Source organism: Providencia sp. PROV150 (assembly GCF_028481025.1).
In the GTDB taxonomy this organism is placed as follows: Bacteria; Pseudomonadota; Gammaproteobacteria; order Enterobacterales; family Enterobacteriaceae; genus Providencia; species Providencia hangzhouensis.
Genome location: NZ_JAMPPJ010000013.1, coordinates 25,765 through 44,950, shown reverse-complemented (window position 1 = coordinate 44,950; position 19,186 = coordinate 25,765). Strand labels below are relative to the sequence as shown.

Genomic DNA, 19,186 nt, shown 5'->3' with positions numbered 1-19,186 from the left:
ATATCGTTTAACCCGATAAGTTCACGTTTTTCGTTAATTTATCTGTTGCTATTTGCGGTTAAATATAAAGATATAAAACACATAGGGGTTTACATGCAGGGCTTGAAAGTTCGGTATATCATTGGTGTTGTATTATTCTCAGTCGCGCATTTAGCGGGAGCTGAGCCTTTACAACCTGATCCAGCATGGCAGCAAGGGAAGCTAGAGAATGGCTTTAGCTGGCAATTATTACAAACACCGCAACGTCCTAATGATCGTATCCAGCTTAGATTAGCAATTAAAACAGGCTCATTAACAGAAAAAGCGAGCGAAAAAGGGTACAGTTACCTCATTCCTAAAATGGCGTTGCTTCATCAAACTGAAGCATTTCCAACAGCAACATTACAAGATTTCTGGCGTCAGGCCACAGACCCTGACATGCCAATTCCACCCGCTGTTGTTTCTTATGACTACACCATTTATAGCTTAAGTTTACCGAATAATCGCCCGGACTTAATTAAGCAAGCACTCAGCTGGTTAGCAACTTCTGTTGCAGGAGCTGAGTATACAGAAACGACATTACATAATGGTTTGACAGCACAAAATGTCCCAGTTGCAACACTTCCTTTAAATGCCAATGATCCCGTTTGGCGAGCGCGTTTAAAGGGGTCAACGATGATGGGGTATGACCCAGGCCAAAAACCGAATGATGTTGTAGCTCTTGATAGTGTGAATTCTTTTTATCAAAAATGGTACACACCGGACGTCATGACATTATATGTAGCGGGCCATGTTGATTCTCGAATGTTATCTGATTCAATTTCACAAACTTTCTCATCATTAGAAGGTAGGCGCTCTGAACCTGTTTCTGTTGCAGTACTATCGGCGGTAAAACCACAATCTATTGATATTTTACAGGAACAGCCTGCACAGGATACGCTTTCATTAATTTGGGATATTGATTGGCTCCCCATTAAAGACTCAAATGTTTTACTGCGTTATTGGTCGAGCGATTTAGCACGTGAAGCGGTTTATCGTTCTTTGCAAAAAGCGTTCAATCAAAAATTTAATCAAGGAGAAGTTGTTCCGGGGTTAGATTGTCGTGTGCAATATCAGAAAGCCAGTTGTACGTTAACGGTGACAGCAGCACCTGAAAAAATGGCAGCGGTAACGGATATTGTTGCGAGTGAGCTTGCATCGATTAACCAAAATGGTATTGCTGCTGAGCTATTTGACGATATGCTTAAAGAAAAACAAGTGCAGTTATCGCAACTATTTGCAGCCTATGCGCGTACGAGTACTGATGTTTTGATTAGCCAACGTTTGATTTCCCAACAAAATGGGGTGGTTGACATTGCTCCTGAACAATACCAGCGGTTAAGGCAATCTTTCTTGGCATCACAAAGCCTTGAACAGGTGAATATGGAAGCCCGTCGGTTATTATCTCAAGAGGCAGCGTTTGTATTAGCGCAGCCAAAAGATAAACAAATGATGGATGCAGAACAAATTCGCCAGAAATTTACCAAGGTGTTATGGCCCCAAATTGCTGCGCCAGTACCAACAGAAGCGGCTCCCGCTGCACCAGCAGAAGAAAACCACACCTCACAATAAGCATGAAAAGATAGATATATGAAAAGATAGTCATTGAATGATTCAGTGGCTACCTTTTCATTAATGTTATTGGCTTAATAGCGATTCAATAACGCGAATTAGAGTCTCTCGCGACTCTCTGTCATCAACAAATCCTGCCGCACTGATTTTTGCTTCTGGTGCGTAATAGGCTGCAGACCCCCAAAAGCCTAAATGGGAATACAGGGTGATACCATTGACCACATTAACCATAATGCCTAATCGGTAAAGTTTTGCACCTTCGTGAGAGCCCATACTAAGCATCGTCTTTAGCGTGTTCGGTGATGAAAAAATATCCCCCTCAAATAAGGCTTCTAGGAAGGTAGCCATTTGTTTCGATGACATAACTAAACCCCCACCGCCATAGGTATCCATGGAAGCATGAATATGTGTTCCATCCAATTTACCTAAATATTGACGAGCCCGTGGTGCTGCGATTTGCGGCGGTTGTTCTAATGACTCCCAATATGCGCTCTCAAGACCAATAGAATCGAAATGCAAAAGCTCCCTAACAGCTAGGCCAAGAGATTGCCCCGTAATCCGTTCAATAATATTACCGAGCAAAATATAACCCGTATCTGAGTAGATAAAGGATTTTGCAGGCGAAAACGTTGGAAATTGTTTACGCATGTACATTTCGATTTGTTCTGTTCGGCTCCAAACATAGTTAGGTTGTTTGAGAACGGCTTTTAGATAGTCACCATCTGCATGGTCTAGCAGGCCACTACTGTGCTCCAGTAAATGGCGGATAGTGATAGCGTGAGTATTATATTGGGTACTGAGTAGCGTATTATATTGAGGGTCAATATATTCAGATATTGCATCATCAATACTGAGTTTTTCCATTTCAGCAAGACGTAAAATTGCAGCTGCGGTAAATGTCTTTGTATTACTGGCAATTCGTAGTGGTGTATCAACAGTAAGAGGCCTACCTTCAATATCCATTCCTCTAGCACAGAAGGCACCCACGCTATTTTTGCTTTGATTATGATAGTAAAGGACGACGCCACAAGTTAAATTTTCGAGTTGTTGAATAGAGGTGGTCATAATAATCTCATTATTGAATGATTAAGATGAGGATATATGGCATCTTAATCATATCTATACGATCCCTGTACGCTTTAAATGCGCTTAAAGTGACAATATGGCGATGACACAATGGCCAGTGTTTTTTCTTTTTATATAAATTTGGTGCTATGTTTATCCTCAATATAAGAACATAAAATGTACCCAGACATTGAAGTAAAGGAAATAACATGAATAGCTCGAATATATTTCTACAACGGTTAGGTTTGCGTTATCCCATCATACAAGCCCCAATGGCGGGAGTTTCTACTCCGGCGCTAGCCGCTGCGGTTTCAGAAGCTGGAGGGCTTGGCTCACTAGGCCTAGGTGCAAATTCAGTAGAACAAGCTCGCCAATTGATTACTCAAACACAAGCACTGACAAGTAAAGCATTCAATGTCAATTTATTCTGCCATTTACCTGCGAAACGTCATCCTGATAATGAACTGGCATGGAGCCAGTATTTAGCGCCTTATTTCGCTCAATTTAATGAGACTCCTCCTACCTATCTCAATGAAATTTATCACACTTTTTTAGATAACTCAGAAATGTTATCTATGTTACTTGAAACAAAACCTGCAGTAGTGAGTTTTCATTTTAATATTCCATCCATCGAGGTGGTACAGCAATTGAAACAACATGGTATTTATACCATGGCGACGGCAACGAATTTACAAGAAGCACAACAAATTGAATTGGCTGGAATTGATGCTGTTGTTGCACAAGGTATTGAAGCGGGAGGGCATCGAGGCATGTTTGATTTGCAAGCTTTAGATGAAGAACTCACCACTTATGAATTAGTGACGTTAATCTCTCAACATATTGATTTACCTGTGATTGCTGCGGGTGGCATAATGGATGGGCAAGATATCAATAGGGCTTTAGAGTGCGGTGCTGCTGCCGCTCAATTAGGCACAGCATTTTTACTTTGCCCTGAATCTGCCGCGAATGCAGGTTATCGAGCTAAGATCAAATTGCAAACAGCGGATCACACTCAACTAACTTCTGCTATTTCAGGGCGCCCAGCGAGAGGGATTATTAATCAATTTATTCGAGCAGGTAACGGCTATGAGACAAGTCAATTACCTGATTATCCATTGGTTTATGATATTGGTAAGCAGCTCAATGCAGCAGCAATGAAGTCAGGTAGCGATGAGTTTGCGGCATATTGGGCGGGGCAGAATGTGGCGAAAGCTCGTGAGATGTCTGCGTCTTTATTGGTTAGAACGTTGGCAGAAGAAATGAAACGCTAGTTTTAAACAGTGGTAGGGCGGTTTGTCTTACCGCCCCAGTAAGTTGTTATTTAATTATTTCGTTATCCAATGAACCTTTTGGCTCATCAGTCGCTATCCAAGCTGCACAAAATAAGGTTAAACGCGCAAAGAAGTAAAAGAATGCCATTAGGCCAAGCACTGAACCAAAAGCCGCTCCAGAAGGTGACGAAGCAAGGTTAGGTAAAATCCATGTCATAATGGATTTAATGATTTCAAACCCAATAGCAGCAAGTAATGTTCCTTTAAATAGTGACCTGCGGCGATGCTGCATACGCGGTAGGATCCAAAAAATCCATAAAAATAGTAGGAAATTAGCTGTAATTGATATTGTTAAACCAATCAGTGTCCAAGCAGGTTTAAGCCATTCTATACCATCTAACCCAAGCGTACTGACAATCGTTGCTTGTGCAGAGCCAGCAACAGAGGTAAGTGTAATTGTCACAATTAAGGCAATAAGTAGGCCAATTAAGGCAAAGAAGTCGCGAATGTAGCGGAAAATAATATTTTCATGTTCATCTTCATTACGTTCCCATACAGAACGTGATTGTGCCAAAATAGCTAAACGTAAGTTATTAACCCAATTAACCCCTGAGTACACGGCTAAAGCCAACCCTGTCAGCCCAACTGTCGTACGTTGGCGGATTGCGGTGTCTATTGTTCTTTCTAATGTATTTGCGAGCGTAGGGTCAGTAATATTTGCAGAAATTCCACGAACTAATTTTTCAAGCAATTCAGGATTACTGGCTAATACAAAACCGGCAGCGGCGAATGAAAACATTAAAACGGGAATTAAAGAGAGAAAGGAGAAATAGGTAATTGCAGCCCCAAACTGGTTCCCCATTCGGTCATTAAAACGTTGCACGGTACGAATGATGTGAGCAATAAAAGGAATTGCACAAATAAAGTTCACAACTCGCATTGAGAAGGTCACTGCTTTTTTACTGCCATCAATACTTTTATTCAGTGTCGCTTTCAGTTTATTAGTATCTTTCTGTTCTTCTTCCTGCGTATTCGACATTTAATCCCCTTTTCCCGCAACTAAAAGTTGTCTGACTTTTCGACCTATTTAATGCCTATAAATGAATGATATGCATAATACTATAGCTTAAATTGGACAATAACTTCATCCCAATGACTGTTTTAAGAGACAAATAGTCATTGGAACGTTTGTTTAAAGTCAAAGCAACTGGTTAATTAATCAGAGGAAAAGGGGCGTTAGAAATTAAAGCGCATCTTTATAAACTTGCAGTTCAGCTTGGGCTTCTTTTAATTCTGCTTGAGCTTCCGCGAGTTTTCTTTCACGTTTTTTAATTTTACTACTGTCATCGCCTTTTAATTTTTCTTCCTGCAGCTCAGCTTCGCGTTCCTGCACCTTTTCTGTTTTCTCAGCTACATCTTTTTGACTATCACGATATAAAGATTCTGGAGTGCAATAACGATTCACATTATCTAATGCTTCTTCTAAGCCTTTAACTCGATGCTGATTACCATGTTGTTTTGCGTAATCAATTTGTTCTTGAATGCGTTGTTTCTTTATTTCGCAGCCATTTTGTGTTTTTGCTGCCATTACTGATGCGCTAGCAAAAAAGGAAATACAAATACTAGTTGTAAGGAGTAGTTTATTCATCATTTACCTCTGTTTATTTTAAAATTTGTGTTTAGGATAGCGTTTTATTTCTTTTCAGTCATGTGAATTTTAACACAGCTATGGTTATGACATTTGTAGTCAATTTTAGCTATAATGACGCGGATGAATAAATCCGGTCTATTTTTTGTTCAAAAGGGCTATCTTTAAAGAACCTATTTAATAATAGTCATCTTAGTGGCTAGTATTGAATTTCCTCAGGAAACAAACGTTACATGTTAAGTTATCGTCACAGCTTTCACGCAGGCAACCATGCTGATGTGTTAAAACACACAGTACAGAGCTTGATCATTGAATCTCTGAAAGAGAAAGAAAAACCGTTTCTGTATTTAGATACACATTCAGGTGCTGGCCGTTATCAATTAACGGGGGAACATGCAGAAAAAACAGGTGAATATCTTGAAGGGATTGCGCGTATTTGGGAGCAACCTGATTTGCCTGAGGAATTATTGCCGTATATGAATATTGTGCGCCAATTGAATGATAATGGGCGTTTACGCTATTACCCGGGTTCACCATTATTAGCGAAATATTTATTACGTGAACACGATAAGCTGGTATTAACTGAACTACATTCGAGCGATTATCCATTATTACGTACAGAATTTTCACGGGATAACCGCGCGCAAGTTTTCAAGGAAGACGGCTATCAACAGCTAAAATCGAAATTACCCCCACAGAGTCGACGTGGCTTTGCGCTGATGGACCCTCCTTATGAGATGAAGACGGATTATGAAGCGGTCGTGAAAGGGGTGGTGGAAGGCTATAAACGCTTTGCAACAGGAACATATGCAATTTGGTATCCTGTTGTATTACGTCAACAAATTAAGCGTATGGTCAATCAATTAGAAGCAACAGGCATTCGTAAAATATTACAAATTGAATTGGCGGTACGTCCTGATAGCGACCAACGTGGGATGACGGCATCCGGTATGATAGTGATCAACCCACCTTGGAAACTTGAGCAGCAAATGAAGAATGTGCTGCCATGGTTACATAAAACACTCGTCCCAGAAGGCACTGGGCATACGTTAGTTGAGTGGATTGTGCCAGAGTAAACTGTATTTTTGATAGGTAATACCGATTAAATTAACAGGTGTTATCTATCGTAAAGCGCTATTTATGCCATGACAATCAATAGTATGATGCGAGAAAATGCATTCATAAATCATTCAATCAATGGGAATAACCAAATTATGAGCAAACATTACGACTATATCGCAATTGGTGGCGGAAGCGGTGGTATTGCGTCGATGAACCGTGCAGCAATGTATGGGCAAAAATGTGCCTTAATTGAGGCGAAAGCATTAGGTGGGACTTGTGTTAACGTGGGCTGCGTACCGAAAAAGGTGATGTGGCATGCGGCACAAATCTCGGAAGCTATTCGCAATTATGGTCCTGATTATGGTTTTGATGCGACAATTAATCGTTTTGATTGGAAAACACTTATTGATAGTCGTACTGCTTATATTGACCGAATTCACCAGTCTTATGACCGTGTCTTAGGGAATAATAAAGTTGATGTCATCAATGGTTTTGCACGTTTTATTGATGCCCATACTGTTGAGGTAAATGGTGAAACCTACACGGCAGACCATATTTTGATTGCAACTGGCGGGCGTCCAGTGATCCCTGCTATCCCAGGTGCAGAATATGGCATGACTTCTGATGGCTTCTTTGAACTTGAAGCATTGCCAAAACGTGTTGCGGTTGTGGGTGCCGGTTATATTGCCGTTGAACTTGCTGGTGTATTAAATGGTTTAGGCGCAGAGGCGCATTTATTTGTGCGTAAACATGCCCCGTTACGTTCATTTGACCCACTGATTGTCGAAACATTAGTGGAAGTCATGAATACGGAAGGCCCTAAACTGCATACGGAATCAATTCCGAAAGAAGTCGTGAAAAATGCAGATGGTTCACTGACATTAAAATTGGAAAATGGCCAAGAACAAACCGTCGATGCATTAATTTGGGCTATTGGTCGTGAACCAATGACAGATAACCTGAATATTGAAGCCACAGGCGTCGCACTGAATGAAAAAGGTTATATCAAGGTTGATAAATACCAAAATACCAATGTACCGGGTGTCTATGCGGTTGGTGATAATACTGGCGCCGTTGAGTTAACCCCTGTTGCGGTTGCTGCGGGTCGTCGTTTATCTGAACGTTTATTTAATAATAAACCGGATGAGCACTTAGATTACAGTAATATCCCAACGGTGGTGTTCTCTCACCCACCAATTGGTACAGTTGGTTTAACTGAGCCAGAAGCGATTGAAAAATATGGTGCTGATAAAGTGAAATGTTATAAATCATCTTTCACTGCAATGTATACCGCCGTCACTTCACACCGTCAACCTTGCCGTATGAAATTAGTTTGTGTTGGTGAAGATGAAAAAATCGTTGGCATCCATGGTATTGGTTTCGGAATGGATGAAATCCTACAAGGCTTTGCGGTTGCATTAAAAATGGGTGCAACCAAAAAAGACTTTGATAATACGGTGGCCATTCACCCAACAGCGGCAGAAGAATTTGTGACCATGCGTTAAGTATTGGTTATTTAAATTAAAAGCTAAGTTCATTTGAGCTTAGCTTTTTTTGGGGCATTATTTTGTCAACAGTTCTGCAATCGCAGGAATAGTCGCTAAGCTATCAAGATATTTTTGCATCGCAGGGGTGGTTTCCATGATTTGGTATTTGACTAAAAACATCACAAATGCACCGACATACACATCGACAGCAGTAAATTGCTCACCACAAATAAACGGTTTAGCATTGTTTAAACCGATTTCTAAACAGGCCATTGTGCGTTCGACAGAACCAAAGCCAGAAGATTTTTGCTGTTCTTCATCTAATTGAACCCCTAAGTTATTGATAGTGAAGGCAGATTCAATTGGACCTGCAGTAAATAGGAACCAACGGTAGTAATCTGCACGTTTAGGGTCATTCAGGGCTGGCGCTAAACCTTTTTCAATAAATTTATCTGCTAAATACAAACAAATTGCAGCAGTTTCAGTGACAACAGCATCTCCATCAACAAGCGCAGGGACTTTTGCCATAGGGTTAATTGCAAGATATTCAGCGGTGTGCATATCTGCACCATAACCTAATTCAATACGCTTGTAAGGAACATCTAAAATTTTTAATAGTAGGTCGACCGTGTTGCCACGTGACATTGAATTAGTAAAAAGAACCAGTTCGCTCATGGTGATTTCCTTATATGAAGTTGAGTGCTTACTATAAGGGAGTGGAGTGTCAGAAATTGTCAGGAGAGACGCACAATACTTCTTTTTGCCAGCGCTCTAGTAGGTAATTTTTGGGGTAAGGTAGTTTATATGAAAGTGCATGATAAGACTGAATGCGGTCTAAACGAAAATGGCGGTAACTTTCACGTAATTCACACCAAGCGGCTAATACTTGGGAATCTTTCATATAACCAATGGCAATTGGCCAAATAATTCGTTCACTAGGTTGATTTTGCCCATCAAGGTAAGTCATTTTGGCTTTGCATTCTTCTCGTAAACTTAAACGTAAGTCTTTAACAATGACGTCATTAATTTCATAGAAATGTGTGGTGGGGGCAAATAAGGTATTTTGATTTAGGATTTTCTGTGAATGACCTGCAACTACAGCATTAATTTTGCTTATCGCCCGTATTGCTGAGTTTTTTAGTTCAGTGTCTGCGTTACTTTTTACCCAACGTAAACCTAATATTAAGGCTTCAAGTTCATTTTCATCGAAAGCTAAAGGCGGTAGTAATAGTCCCGCTTTTAATTGGTAACCAATACCGGCTTCCCCGATAATTTCAGCACCTTGATCACGCAGGGATTCAATATCTCGATAGATAGAACGCACGCTAACTTGAAGTTGTGATGAAAGTGCTTCAGCCGTAATAGGATAGCGATTTTCTTTGAGTATCTGCAATAGGGTCAGTAAACGTTGAGTACGGGTCATGAGTGTTTTTTAGGTTATTGTGAATGAATCTCTAAATTGCGTCTATTTTATCTAAACGATAGACGCAATATCAGAGAGTTACTTGCTTTTTTGCCACCAAGACACAATGTAATCTGCGATTTGCTCTGGGTTATTGATATCTAACTGCGGCACGTTGGTATCAATGATTTCATCACTGGCAACAGCCACCACATAGTTATCTATCAAACCGTTGAGAGGTTTGCCCACTTCAGAGCGAAACAAGGCGATTTTATCGATCGGTTCGTGCTTAAAGCCCTCAACTAAAATCAGATCTAATGTTGTGTGATCGAAACGACTGGCTAAATAGTGTAGATCCATTTCATTAGCTTCGGGGGTTTCGGTCATCAGCGCCCAGCGCTTTTCACTGGCAACAAGCGTTTGGTTTGCGCCTGCTTTACGTAATTCAAAACTGTCTTTGCCCGGTTTATCCACTTCCATGTCATGGTGAGTGTGCTTAATTAAACCAACACGAACGTTACGCAGCTTAAGCAGAGGGATAACTTTTTTTAATAAAGTCGTTTTTCCTGTGCCGCTATAAGCGGTAATTCCAAGTAGGGGTAGAGTATTTTGCTTCATAATTCTTTTTGTTGTAACTCCCAGTTACGGCTATCTTCCAGTGTATTAAGATTCGCAAATGAACCCGATTCGGGTGAGAAAATAACACCTTTTGCATTAATTTCATGCATAAAGAGCATTAATTTACGGTCACCTCTTGCAAGGTAATCATCAAGTTGAGCTTTTAGTGAGCGATGCAATAAAGCAAACGTAGGGTGCTCTCGTTCTGTATCACAAGCGTAGCAGGCTAAATGTTTTTCTTTCTCATTGAACATTTTTTCCGCTAAATTGAGAGGGAAAGCAGGAACATCGCAAGGCACAAACAGTAACCAATCTGTTTTGACATGGTGTAAAGCCGCTTGCATTCCTGCTAATGGGCCAGAAAAATGGTTATTTAAATCAGAGATAACCGTCAATTGGCTTTCACTGTAACGCGGTTGATTACGATTTGCATTGATGAGTACTTCGCCAACTTGGGGTTGCAAGCGTGCTAAAATATGTTGATAGAGCGGCTTTCCCGATAAAAGTACCAATCCCTTATCTTGACCACCCATTCGAGAGCCTCGGCCACCAGCAAGTATCACACCAGTTATTAACTGACGAAATGACATGTTCAATATCCTTGAATATCTTCAAGAAAATGTTTCAACATTCCTAGAAAACACTTTCGAGTATAGTAATTACTAAAATTTATTCTATTTTGCTATAAAATCAATGAATATTCGTGCGTATTGCAGTTAAACTTTACGTAGATTGACAACAGTTCGCTTTTTCTCTTGTATGATTATTGGTAACTTGTATCGAATATTCGTGATAAAGGAATAAACATGAAATGCCATCGCTTAAATGAAGTTATTGAGCTTCTGCATCCTGTCTGGAAAGATAATTCAGATTTAAACTTGGTAGAATTATTGCAAAAACTGGCTGATGAAGCAGGTTTTAAAGGCAGTTTATCTGAGTTAACAGATGATGTGCTAATTTATCATTTAAAAATGCGTGGTTCGGATAGCAATGAAGCGATCCCGGGTTTAAAAAAAGATTATGAAGATGACTTTAAAACCGCTATTTTGCGTGCCCGTGGCATTATTAAAGACTAAAACGCGATGGACGAAATAGAACATTCGAATTTCCATTTTAGTGGAATTTCCCCTGACTTAATTTTAGACGCCTTAATGGAAGTCGGGGTTTACCCCGAATCAGGTCTGCTTGAATTAAATAGCTACGAAAATCGGGTTTATCAATTCCAAGACGAAAATCGGCAACGTTATGTGGTTAAATTTTATCGTCCTGAGCGTTGGAACCGTTCACAAATTCAAGAAGAGCACGATTTCACTTTAGAGCTTCGAGATGAAGGGCTGTCTGTCGCAGCGCCTCTTGAGTTTGCTGGGCAAACGGTATTGGAGTTTGGTGGGTTTATATTTGCAATTTTTCCGAGTATCGGTGGCAGACAATATGAAACAGATAACTTGTTTCAATTAGAAAGTGTAGGCCATTTGCTAGGACGTATACACCAAATTGGCCAGCGTAAAAACTTTGCATTTCGTCCGACAATGGGTCTTGATGAGTATTTGGCACAGCCTCGCCAAGTGATAGCCTCAAGCCCTTTGATTGCAGAACGCTATAAATCTCAATTTATAGAGTCTTTAGATGCATTGATTGCACAAGTAAAATTACAATGGCCTGACTCTATTTCATCTATTCGCCTACAAGGTGATTGCCACCCAGGCAATATTCTGTGGCGCGATGAAGCTTGGCTGGTGGATTTTGATGACGCCCGAAATGGGCCTGCAATTCAAGACCTCTGGATGCTACTTAATGGCTCTCGCCAAGAACAAGTCATTCAATTGGATACGTTATTAGAAACGTATAATGAGTTTTGTGATTTTGATGTAAAACAGCTGAAGCTGATTGAACCTCTTAGAGCAATGCGTATGGTACATTACCTCGGGTGGATTATCCGCCGCTGGCAAGACCCTGCGTTTCCTCGAGCATTTTCATGGCTACAAGCTGATGATTTTTGGCAAAAACAATCGCTCGAATTTAATCAACAGATTGAACGGTTGCAAGACGCCCCTTTGCAGTTAACCCCTCAGTTTTAACTTTTAAGTTTTTGTTTTTGGAGAATGTAGTCTATGAAAAAAATTATGTTGGCTTTGCTTGGTATTGCCATGTCTTTTAGTGCTGCAGCGGCAAACTACACGGAAGGTAAAGAGTATACTGATGTTAAAGCTGTACCAAATTTACCTCAAGTTTTGGAGTTCTTCTCATTTTATTGCCCACACTGCTATCAATTTGAGAGCGTGTATAAAGTGCCTCAAACGGTAGAGAAAAACTTACCAGAAGGCGTGAAAATGGAGCGTTATCACGTTGATTTTCTTGGTCCTTTAGGTGCCGATTTAACTCAAGCTTGGGCCGTTGCGATTGTCTTGAAAGCAGAAGACAAAGTCACACCTATCCTGTTTGAAGGTATCCAAAAAACGCAAACTATCAACAGTAAAGCAGATATCCGTAATGCCTTTATCAAAGCAGGTATTTCTGGTGAAGAGTATGATGCAGCTTTAAACAGCTTCGTTGTGAAATCTATCGTTGCGAAACAGCAAAATGCAGCGCAAGACTTAAAACTGCGCGGTGTTCCTGCATTATTTGTTGATGGTAAATACCAAGTTCGTAATAACGGTATCTCAGTTGATAACGCAGCGGACTACGGCAAAGAGTTCTCTAATGTTGTGAACTTCTTAGTAAATAAAAAATAATCGTAAATAGACGGTGGTATACTCGCCATCGTCTCTTTTTTGTATTAATATCCACAACTCAAAGACTTTCTCTCACCTGTATTAAACCCATTCAATTATGCGCTAACCCATTGATTTTACTTTTCTGTTTATATTGTTAATATTCATATTACCTGTTGAATTTACTGAGTAACACAAATTTACACACAAGCTTATCCACAGGATGTTAGCCAGATACTTAGTTAATCGGCGTGATTAATTTTAATTAACTGTAATCAATGGTGTACTTATAATAGTGGATGATTTGGTGTGTTTTTAATTATCTAACTAAGCGGAATATAAAACTTGGGATGTATCTGAGGCCACATTATGGCATCCTATTGGTATTCGTTCCTGACTAAAAAGATGATGACAGATTATGGCTCAGATTGCAGAAAACCCTCTTATTTTGGTTGATGGTTCCTCTTACCTATACCGTGCTTACCATGCATTCCCTCCACTGACCAATAGTGCTGGTGAGCCTACAGGGGCAATGTATGGCGTGCTTAATATGCTACGTAGTTTAATTATGCAGTATAAACCTAGCCATGTAGCGGTTGTCTTTGATGCGAAGGGAAAAACATTTCGTGATGAATTGTTTGAAAGCTATAAGTCACATCGCCCACCTATGCCTGATGATTTACGCGCTCAAATCGCCCCATTACATGAAATGGTGGAAGCGATGGGCTTGCCTTTACTGGTGGTTTCAGGAGTGGAAGCCGATGACGTCATCGGGACATTAGCCTGTGAAGCAAGCCGAAAAGGTATGCCAGTGCTAATTAGTACGGGCGATAAAGATATGGCGCAATTAGTTGAGCCTAACATTACGCTCATCAATACCATGAATAACACTATTCTAGGGCCTGATGAAGTCAAAGAAAAATACGGTGTTCCCCCTGAACTTATCATCGACTTTTTAGCATTAATGGGGGATTCGTCAGATAATATTCCTGGGGTGCCTGGCGTTGGTGAAAAAACAGCACTCGCTTTACTGCAAGGTATTGGTAGCTTAGAAGCAATTTATAATGACCTTGAGGCTATTGCCCCGTTAGGTTTTAGAGGTTCTAAAACGTTAGCCCCTAAAATGGCGGAAAACCGTGATGTTGCTTTTTTATCATACCAATTAGCGACGATTAAAACGGATGTTGAGCTGGAAAAAACATGTGAAGAGCTACAAGTTGCTCAGCCAGATGTGGATAAACTGCATCAATTATTCAGCCGTTATGAATTTAAACGTTGGCTAGCCGATGTTGAAAATGGGACTTGGATGGAGGGTAAAGGCTCAAGTGCGAAACCTAGCCCAACACCAGCAGCGTCACCTGTGAAGCCATCAAACCCAACTGTGCCAACATTGTGTGCCGAAAATTACCAAACGATTCTAGAAAAAGCCGATTTAGAGCGCTGGGTTGAAAAATTAAGCAAATCATCATTATTTGCTTTTGATACTGAAACCGATAGTTTAGATACCCAAGAAGCTCGTTTAGTGGGGATGTCATTTGCAATTGAGCCGGGGCATGCCGCTTATTTACCATTAGGTCACGATTACCTTGATGCGCCAGTACAGCTTCCTCTGGAAGAGGTTTTGGAACTTATGAAGCCTATCCTTGAGAGTGAAAACATCCTCAAAATTGGCCAAAACTTGAAGTATGATGCAGAAGTTCTTGAAAATTATGACATCGAATTAAAAGGTATCGGTTATGACACCATGCTGGAATCGTATGTGTTAAACAGTGTTGCGGGGATGGGACGCCATGATATGGACAGCTTGGCCGACCGTCATTTGAACCATAAAACCGTGAGCTTTGAAGAAATCGCAGGTAAAGGTAAAAAGCAGCTGACATTTAACCAAATTGCTTTAGAAGAAGCCGCTAATTATGCGGCGGAAGATGCAGATGTCACGCTATTACTGCATCAAGCGTTATATCCACAATTAGAGGCTGAACCTAAGCTTAATCACATTTTCCAGAATATTGAAATGCCACTTGTGCCTGTGTTAGTCCGAATGGAGCGTAAAGGTGTTCTAATTGATGCTAACGTGCTTGCTGCGCAGTCAAAAGTGATTACCGCTCGTTTAGCTGAACTGGAAAAGGAAGCTTTTGAGCTTGCGGGGGAGGAGTTTAACCTCGCTTCACCAAAACAATTACAAACGATTTTATTCGAAAAATTGCAGTTGCCAGTGATCAAGAAAACGCCAAGTGGGGCAGCATCGACGAATGAGGAAGTGCTTGAAGAATTAGCGCTAAACCATGCATTGCCAAAATTGTTGCTTGAGCACCGTAGTTTAGCCAAATTAAAATCCACGTATACGGATAAACTGCCACTCATGATTAACCCGCGTACTCAGCGTGTTCATACTTCTTACCACCAAGCAGTCACAGCAACAGGGCGTTTATCTTCTCGGGATCCTAACCTACAAAATATTCCAGTTAGAACTGAAGAAGGCCGCCGGATCCGCCAAGCCTTTATCGCGCGTGAAGGCTACAAAGTGATGGCAGCGGACTATTCACAAATTGAATTACGTATTATGGCGCATTTATCCCAAGATAAAGGCCTATTAACTGCGTTTGCGGAAGGGAAAGACATCCATAAAGCGACAGCCGCTGAAGTCTTTGGTGTACCACTGGAACAAGTCACCAGTGACCAGCGTCGTAGTGCCAAGGCGATTAACTTCGGGCTTATCTATGGCATGAGTGCATTTGGTTTAGCGCGTCAATTAGGGATCCCTCGTGGTGAAGCTCAACGCTATATGGATCTCTACTTTGAACGCTACCCTGGTGTATTACGTTATATGGAAAACACACGCTTACAAGCTTCTGAACAAGGTTATGTTGAAACACTTGAAGGCCGTCGCTTATATTTAGCGGATATTAAGTCGAGTAATGGAATGCGCCGTAAAGCGGCAGAACGCGAAGCGATCAACGCCCCAATGCAAGGAACCGCAGCGGACATCATTAAAAAAGCCATGATTGCCGTTGATAATTGGTTGCAAACTGAAAAACCGCATGCAGATATGCTAATGCAAGTTCACGATGAGCTGGTCTTTGAGGTCAAAGAGTCTGAATTAGAGCGTGTTCAAGCTCAGGTCCAGTCATTAATGGAACAAAGCATGAAACTGGATGTGCCATTAAAAGTGGATGTGGGAATTGGTGACAACTGGGATGAAGCCCACTAATTTTTAATCATATTGAATATATAGAACCTCCATTATGAAGAGACCCCCAAGAGTTGGATAACCAATTACTGGGGGTTTTTTACGTTTAAGCGAAGGTATAACAGATAATTATGCATTTGAAATTATTAACTAGAAATTCAATATAACTCTGCAATAAATCAATTATTTTTGTGATGACAGTCAAGAAAATGGTTAACATTTTTATGCGACATACGTCTCATAAATATGTAATTAAAATCCGTTTTTTAGCTTATTTTATTCATACTTCTGTGCTGAATCGTAGAAAGCTTTGAAAAAAAATTACAAAAAGGCTTTTTTTCGAGCGAAAAATAAAGTACATTAATAGGCGTAGGGTACAGAGGTAAGATGTTCTATCTTTCAGACCTTTTACTTCACGTAATCGGATTTAGCTGAATATTAGCTGCTCCAGTCAAGTTTTTTGACTGGAGCATTTTTTTATCTAAAATTCAGTGGATTAGAATACGTAAGGGTGTTATGAGCCATTTCTGACTCACAACAAAAGAAATCAAGCCGGTGTGTTATACCAACTATCTAGCTTAATGCGGAGTTTATCGATACCAATCTTTTTCAGTGCTGAAAAGTATTCGACTTCAATATCCCCTTCAAGTGGAGCCAATGCTTGGCGAACTTCCATAAGTTGTTTTTTTCTTGCTCCAGAGGCCAGTTTGTCTGCTTTTGTGAGTAAAACTAAAACGGGTACATTCATCGCAACAGACCATTCAATCATTTGCATATCGAGGTCTTTTAATGGATGGCGGATATCCATTAATACAACAAGCCCCTTAATACATTCTCTCTTTTGGAGATATTCCCCGAGTGCTTGTTGCCATTTACGTTTCATTTCTTCAGGAACTTCGGCATAACCATAGCCCGGAAGGTCAACAAGGCGAACGCCTTCCTCAACTTCAAATAGGTTGATTAGCTGAGTTCTTCCTGGTGTTTTACTGGTACGTGCTAAGCTTTTTTGCTGTGTTAATGCATTCAATGCACTGGATTTCCCCGCATTAGAGCGGCCAGCAAAAGCCACCTCAATTCCAGTATCTTTAGGTAGATGACGGATATCGGGTGCACTGATGACAAACTTTGCCATCTGGTAGTTATGATTTTTAATTGCCATTTGTCGTTCTCCCTGAGTTAGCCTCAAAAGGCTTGGGGATTATAGCTTTGCTTAGCGCTTCCCGACAACTCGAAATCTCCTCTCAACCGCTTTTCTCTTGGAATCAGGTAATATTTTTCCTGTGTTGTGAGCCGCGCAATTGTAATAATAGAAAAATAGCCATTATTCATGACGCCTTTTGCTGAAAGTGGTCTAGAATTTAACGCATTTGATGCACTTTTGTTTTTGGGCGTAAATATAGGTAAATCTTCAGCATTCTTGTTAGCTTCACTCTAGAATTGCTTGATTGCAGTTGTAATGAGCTATAACGAAAGGGACCTTACATGTTAAAACGAATTTTTGTGCCACTTTTGGCCGTCTGCGCAATGAGCGCATCTTCTCTTGCTTTATCTGCGGGTGAGACTTATGTCAAGCTAGTCACGTCGGCGGGTGATATCGAATTAGAACTGAATAGTAAAAAAGCCCCTGTTACGACAGAAAATTTCGTTCAGTATGTTAATGAAGGTTATTACAACGGAACTACTTTCCACCGTGTTATTCCAGGTTTTATGATCCAAGGCGGTGGCTTTAATAAAGATTTACAGCAAAAGCAAACCCGTGCCCCAATCAAAAATGAAGCAGATAATGGCTTACGTAATTTGCGCGGTACTATCTCTATGGCACGTACTGCAAATAAAGACAGCGCAACGAGCCAATTCTTTATTAATGTTGCTGATAACGCGTTCTTAGACCACGGACAACGTGACTTCGGTTACGCCGTATTTGGTAAAGTGGTGAAAGGGATGGATGTTGCAGATAAAATCTCTAAAGTAAAAACAGAGAACGTCGGCCCGTATCAAAATGTTCCTGTAGAGCCAATTACAATCATTTCTGCTGAAGTGATTAAAAAGCCTTAGTGATTAAAAAACAGTAGTAATTAAAAACTATCGTGTCGAATACAGTGGGTAGGTTGTTTTAACGTGCCCACTTTTTTTAAAATCCGCTTTTCCTTCCCCTTTGAGTTTCTCTTTATTCACTATGTTAGTTAAAATGTGTCAGTGCTTATTATGTTTTAATCGCCTTTTATTTCATTGTATTTAAAGTAATTCTCAATCAAAATGTGAGTTTGTTATAGGGATGTAAATATAATTCCATGATTTTTATATGGAAATTTTCTCTGAGAAAAAATAATCATTGACTTAAATAGGCTATTTTCCTGCTTTGGCTGTGCTATGATAGCCGCCCTTATTATTTTTATGGTGTTTTAATCACCGTTCTGATTGCCAACACAATAAAAATATGCATAAGAAATAATACATAATGATAAAAATCAGTCGGATAGGCTAATATGCTTCTACTTATTGATAATTACGATTCATTTACTTACAACTTATACCAATACTTTTGTGAGTTAGGGGCTGAAGTTGTTGTAAAACGTAATGATGAAATTACCATCGAAGAAATTGAACAGCTTTCGCCTACACATCTTGTGATTTCACCTGGGCCATGTACACCGGATGAGGCTGGCATCTCCCTTGAGGCGATAAAATATTTTGCAGGTAAGCTTCCCATTTTAGGTATTTGCTTAGGGCATCAAGCCATTGGGCAAGCTTTTGGTGCATCAGTTGTTAAAGCACGAGAAGTTATGCACGGTAAAACCTCTGCTATTCACCATAATCATCAAGGGGTATTCAAAGGCTTGAACCGGCCCTTGACGGTGACACGTTACCACTCTCTGGTAATTGCGGCAGAGACACTCCCTGTTTCTTTTGATGTATCAGCATGGTCACTGAATAATGGTGATGTTGATGAAATCATGGGAATACGGCATAAAACCTTGCCTATAGAAGGCGTTCAGTTCCATCCTGAAAGCATTCTGAGTGAGCAAGGCCATGAATTACTAAATAATTTTCTAAAATATTAATTTATAAATCTGGTTCAGAATAAATTAATTATGCATATTATGCCCTTTGCTATTGCTCTTTTTTGATTTTTTATTCATAT

19 protein-coding genes are annotated in these 19,186 nt (G+C 40.2%); 11 read left to right on the top strand and 8 right to left on the bottom strand.

The genetic code is table 11. From position 1 onward, the window contains the following. Nucleotides 1-93: 93 nt before the first annotated feature. Nucleotides 94-1,590: an insulinase family protein gene (locus tag PSE83_RS10900; protein WP_036958594.1), complete on the top strand. Its 1,497-nt coding sequence runs from the start codon at nucleotides 94-96 to the stop codon at nucleotides 1,588-1,590. A 66-nt stretch (nucleotides 1,591-1,656) separates the two neighbouring features. Here the strand turns inward: PSE83_RS10900 and PSE83_RS10895 are convergent, their stop codons facing one another. Further along, entirely contained in the window at nucleotides 1,657-2,655 is a 999-nt protein-coding gene (locus PSE83_RS10895) for a serine hydrolase domain-containing protein (protein ID WP_004262614.1), read from the bottom strand. Between the two features lie 209 nt (nucleotides 2,656-2,864). On the opposite strand from PSE83_RS10895, the gene PSE83_RS10890 reads away from it, so the two are divergent. After that, entirely contained in the window at nucleotides 2,865-3,926 is a 1,062-nt protein-coding gene (locus PSE83_RS10890) for an NAD(P)H-dependent flavin oxidoreductase (protein ID WP_164564323.1), read from the top strand. A 46-nt stretch (nucleotides 3,927-3,972) separates the two neighbouring features. Here the strand turns inward: PSE83_RS10890 and yhjD are convergent, their stop codons facing one another. Beyond that, nucleotides 3,973-4,965 (bottom strand): inner membrane protein YhjD, encoded by a 993-nt coding sequence (gene yhjD / locus PSE83_RS10885; RefSeq protein ID WP_004262608.1) that lies wholly within the window; start codon nucleotides 4,963-4,965, stop codon nucleotides 3,973-3,975. Between the two features lie 204 nt (nucleotides 4,966-5,169). Further along, a complete protein-coding gene (locus PSE83_RS10880) occupies nucleotides 5,170-5,574 on the bottom strand; it encodes a DUF1090 domain-containing protein (protein WP_036958592.1) in 405 nt (134 codons plus the stop codon). A gap of 233 nt (nucleotides 5,575-5,807) precedes the next feature. On the opposite strand from PSE83_RS10880, the gene PSE83_RS10875 reads away from it, so the two are divergent. Then, entirely contained in the window at nucleotides 5,808-6,650 is an 843-nt protein-coding gene (locus PSE83_RS10875) for a 23S rRNA (adenine(2030)-N(6))-methyltransferase RlmJ (RefSeq protein WP_004262593.1), read from the top strand. Nucleotides 6,651-6,788: 138 nt separating this feature from the next. Beyond that, nucleotides 6,789-8,141, top strand: coding sequence for a glutathione-disulfide reductase (gene gorA / locus PSE83_RS10870; protein WP_004266020.1), 1,353 nt, complete (start codon nucleotides 6,789-6,791; stop codon nucleotides 8,139-8,141). A gap of 57 nt (nucleotides 8,142-8,198) precedes the next feature. On the opposite strand, the gene PSE83_RS10865 is transcribed toward gorA, so the two are convergent. The 4 genes from PSE83_RS10865 to mobA all read right to left on the bottom strand — a co-directional run bounded on the left by PSE83_RS10865 (nucleotide 8,199) and on the right by mobA (nucleotide 10,733). Continuing rightward, a complete protein-coding gene (locus PSE83_RS10865; RefSeq protein ID WP_272660850.1) occupies nucleotides 8,199-8,798 on the bottom strand; it encodes a glutathione S-transferase family protein in 600 nt (199 codons plus the stop codon). 49 nt (nucleotides 8,799-8,847) lie between these two features. Continuing rightward, nucleotides 8,848-9,546, bottom strand: coding sequence for a helix-turn-helix transcriptional regulator (locus PSE83_RS10860; RefSeq protein WP_272660849.1), 699 nt, complete (start codon nucleotides 9,544-9,546; stop codon nucleotides 8,848-8,850). 78 nt (nucleotides 9,547-9,624) lie between these two features. Next, the gene (gene mobB / locus PSE83_RS10855; protein ID WP_096863562.1) at nucleotides 9,625-10,143 is read right to left on the bottom strand and encodes a molybdopterin-guanine dinucleotide biosynthesis protein MobB; all 519 of its coding nucleotides are present in this window, start codon (nucleotides 10,141-10,143) and stop codon (nucleotides 9,625-9,627) included. Further along, nucleotides 10,140-10,733, bottom strand: a complete 594-nt coding sequence (mobA, locus tag PSE83_RS10850; protein ID WP_004262582.1) for a molybdenum cofactor guanylyltransferase MobA — start codon at nucleotides 10,731-10,733, stop codon at nucleotides 10,140-10,142. The genes mobB and mobA overlap by 4 nt, the downstream gene beginning before the upstream one ends. 216 nt (nucleotides 10,734-10,949) lie before the next feature. Between mobA and PSE83_RS10845 the strand changes: the two genes are divergently transcribed. The 5 genes from PSE83_RS10845 to PSE83_RS20425 all read left to right on the top strand — a co-directional run bounded on the left by PSE83_RS10845 (nucleotide 10,950) and on the right by PSE83_RS20425 (nucleotide 16,479). Further along, nucleotides 10,950-11,219: a YihD family protein gene (locus tag PSE83_RS10845; protein ID WP_004262581.1), complete on the top strand. Its 270-nt coding sequence runs from the start codon at nucleotides 10,950-10,952 to the stop codon at nucleotides 11,217-11,219. A 6-nt stretch (nucleotides 11,220-11,225) separates the two neighbouring features. Continuing rightward, nucleotides 11,226-12,221 carry a serine/threonine protein kinase gene (locus PSE83_RS10840; RefSeq protein ID WP_272660848.1) on the top strand — a complete coding sequence of 332 codons (996 nt, stop codon included), beginning with the start codon at nucleotides 11,226-11,228 and terminating at the stop codon, nucleotides 12,219-12,221. A gap of 33 nt (nucleotides 12,222-12,254) precedes the next feature. Then, nucleotides 12,255-12,875 (top strand): thiol:disulfide interchange protein DsbA, encoded by a 621-nt coding sequence (gene dsbA, locus PSE83_RS10835; RefSeq protein WP_004262579.1) that lies wholly within the window; start codon nucleotides 12,255-12,257, stop codon nucleotides 12,873-12,875. A gap of 397 nt (nucleotides 12,876-13,272) precedes the next feature. Continuing rightward, nucleotides 13,273-16,065: a DNA polymerase I gene (polA, locus tag PSE83_RS10830; RefSeq protein WP_272660847.1), complete on the top strand. Its 2,793-nt coding sequence runs from the start codon at nucleotides 13,273-13,275 to the stop codon at nucleotides 16,063-16,065. A gap of 366 nt (nucleotides 16,066-16,431) precedes the next feature. Continuing rightward, nucleotides 16,432-16,479, top strand: coding sequence for a hypothetical protein (locus tag PSE83_RS20425; RefSeq protein ID WP_438361642.1), 48 nt, complete (start codon nucleotides 16,432-16,434; stop codon nucleotides 16,477-16,479). A gap of 112 nt (nucleotides 16,480-16,591) precedes the next feature. Here the strand turns inward: PSE83_RS20425 and yihA are convergent, their stop codons facing one another. Further along, nucleotides 16,592-17,203 carry a ribosome biogenesis GTP-binding protein YihA/YsxC gene (gene yihA / locus PSE83_RS10825; RefSeq protein ID WP_036958591.1) on the bottom strand — a complete coding sequence of 204 codons (612 nt, stop codon included), beginning with the start codon at nucleotides 17,201-17,203 and terminating at the stop codon, nucleotides 16,592-16,594. A 323-nt stretch (nucleotides 17,204-17,526) separates the two neighbouring features. Between yihA and ppiA the strand changes: the two genes are divergently transcribed. Both ppiA and PSE83_RS10815 read left to right on the top strand, forming a co-directional pair. Beyond that, on the top strand, nucleotides 17,527-18,099 hold the full coding sequence (gene ppiA / locus PSE83_RS10820) for a peptidylprolyl isomerase A (protein WP_004262568.1): 573 nt from the start codon (nucleotides 17,527-17,529) through the stop codon (nucleotides 18,097-18,099). A 431-nt stretch (nucleotides 18,100-18,530) separates the two neighbouring features. Further along, nucleotides 18,531-19,106 carry an aminodeoxychorismate synthase component II gene (locus PSE83_RS10815; RefSeq protein WP_004265957.1) on the top strand — a complete coding sequence of 192 codons (576 nt, stop codon included), beginning with the start codon at nucleotides 18,531-18,533 and terminating at the stop codon, nucleotides 19,104-19,106. The last annotated feature ends 80 nt before the right edge of the window (nucleotides 19,107-19,186 follow it).

Bases quoted from the DNA above. Each gene is read 5' to 3' on its own strand.
- yhjD (WP_004262608.1), bottom strand. From the start codon at position 4,965: ATGTCGAATACGCAGGAAGAAGAACAGAAAGATACTAATAAACTGAAA.
- dsbA (WP_004262579.1), top strand. From the start codon at position 12,255: ATGAAAAAAATTATGTTGGCTTTGCTTGGTATTGCCATGTCTTTTAGT.
- PSE83_RS10840 (WP_272660848.1), top strand. From the start codon at position 11,226: ATGGACGAAATAGAACATTCGAATTTCCATTTTAGTGGAATTTCCCCT.
- PSE83_RS10890 (WP_164564323.1), top strand. From the start codon at position 2,865: ATGAATAGCTCGAATATATTTCTACAACGGTTAGGTTTGCGTTATCCC.
- gorA (WP_004266020.1), top strand. From the start codon at position 6,789: ATGAGCAAACATTACGACTATATCGCAATTGGTGGCGGAAGCGGTGGT.
- PSE83_RS10845 (WP_004262581.1), top strand. From the start codon at position 10,950: ATGAAATGCCATCGCTTAAATGAAGTTATTGAGCTTCTGCATCCTGTC.
- mobB (WP_096863562.1), bottom strand. From the start codon at position 10,143: ATGAAGCAAAATACTCTACCCCTACTTGGAATTACCGCTTATAGCGGC.
- PSE83_RS10860 (WP_272660849.1), bottom strand. From the start codon at position 9,546: ATGACCCGTACTCAACGTTTACTGACCCTATTGCAGATACTCAAAGAA.
- PSE83_RS10880 (WP_036958592.1), bottom strand. From the start codon at position 5,574: ATGAATAAACTACTCCTTACAACTAGTATTTGTATTTCCTTTTTTGCT.
- yihA (WP_036958591.1), bottom strand. From the start codon at position 17,203: ATGGCAATTAAAAATCATAACTACCAGATGGCAAAGTTTGTCATCAGT.
- mobA (WP_004262582.1), bottom strand. From the start codon at position 10,733: ATGTCATTTCGTCAGTTAATAACTGGTGTGATACTTGCTGGTGGCCGA.
- polA (WP_272660847.1), top strand. From the start codon at position 13,273: ATGGCTCAGATTGCAGAAAACCCTCTTATTTTGGTTGATGGTTCCTCT.
- ppiA (WP_004262568.1), top strand. From the start codon at position 17,527: ATGTTAAAACGAATTTTTGTGCCACTTTTGGCCGTCTGCGCAATGAGC.
- PSE83_RS10865 (WP_272660850.1), bottom strand. From the start codon at position 8,798: ATGAGCGAACTGGTTCTTTTTACTAATTCAATGTCACGTGGCAACACG.
- PSE83_RS10815 (WP_004265957.1), top strand. From the start codon at position 18,531: ATGCTTCTACTTATTGATAATTACGATTCATTTACTTACAACTTATAC.
- PSE83_RS10900 (WP_036958594.1), top strand. From the start codon at position 94: ATGCAGGGCTTGAAAGTTCGGTATATCATTGGTGTTGTATTATTCTCA.
- PSE83_RS10895 (WP_004262614.1), bottom strand. From the start codon at position 2,655: ATGACCACCTCTATTCAACAACTCGAAAATTTAACTTGTGGCGTCGTC.
- PSE83_RS10875 (WP_004262593.1), top strand. From the start codon at position 5,808: ATGTTAAGTTATCGTCACAGCTTTCACGCAGGCAACCATGCTGATGTG.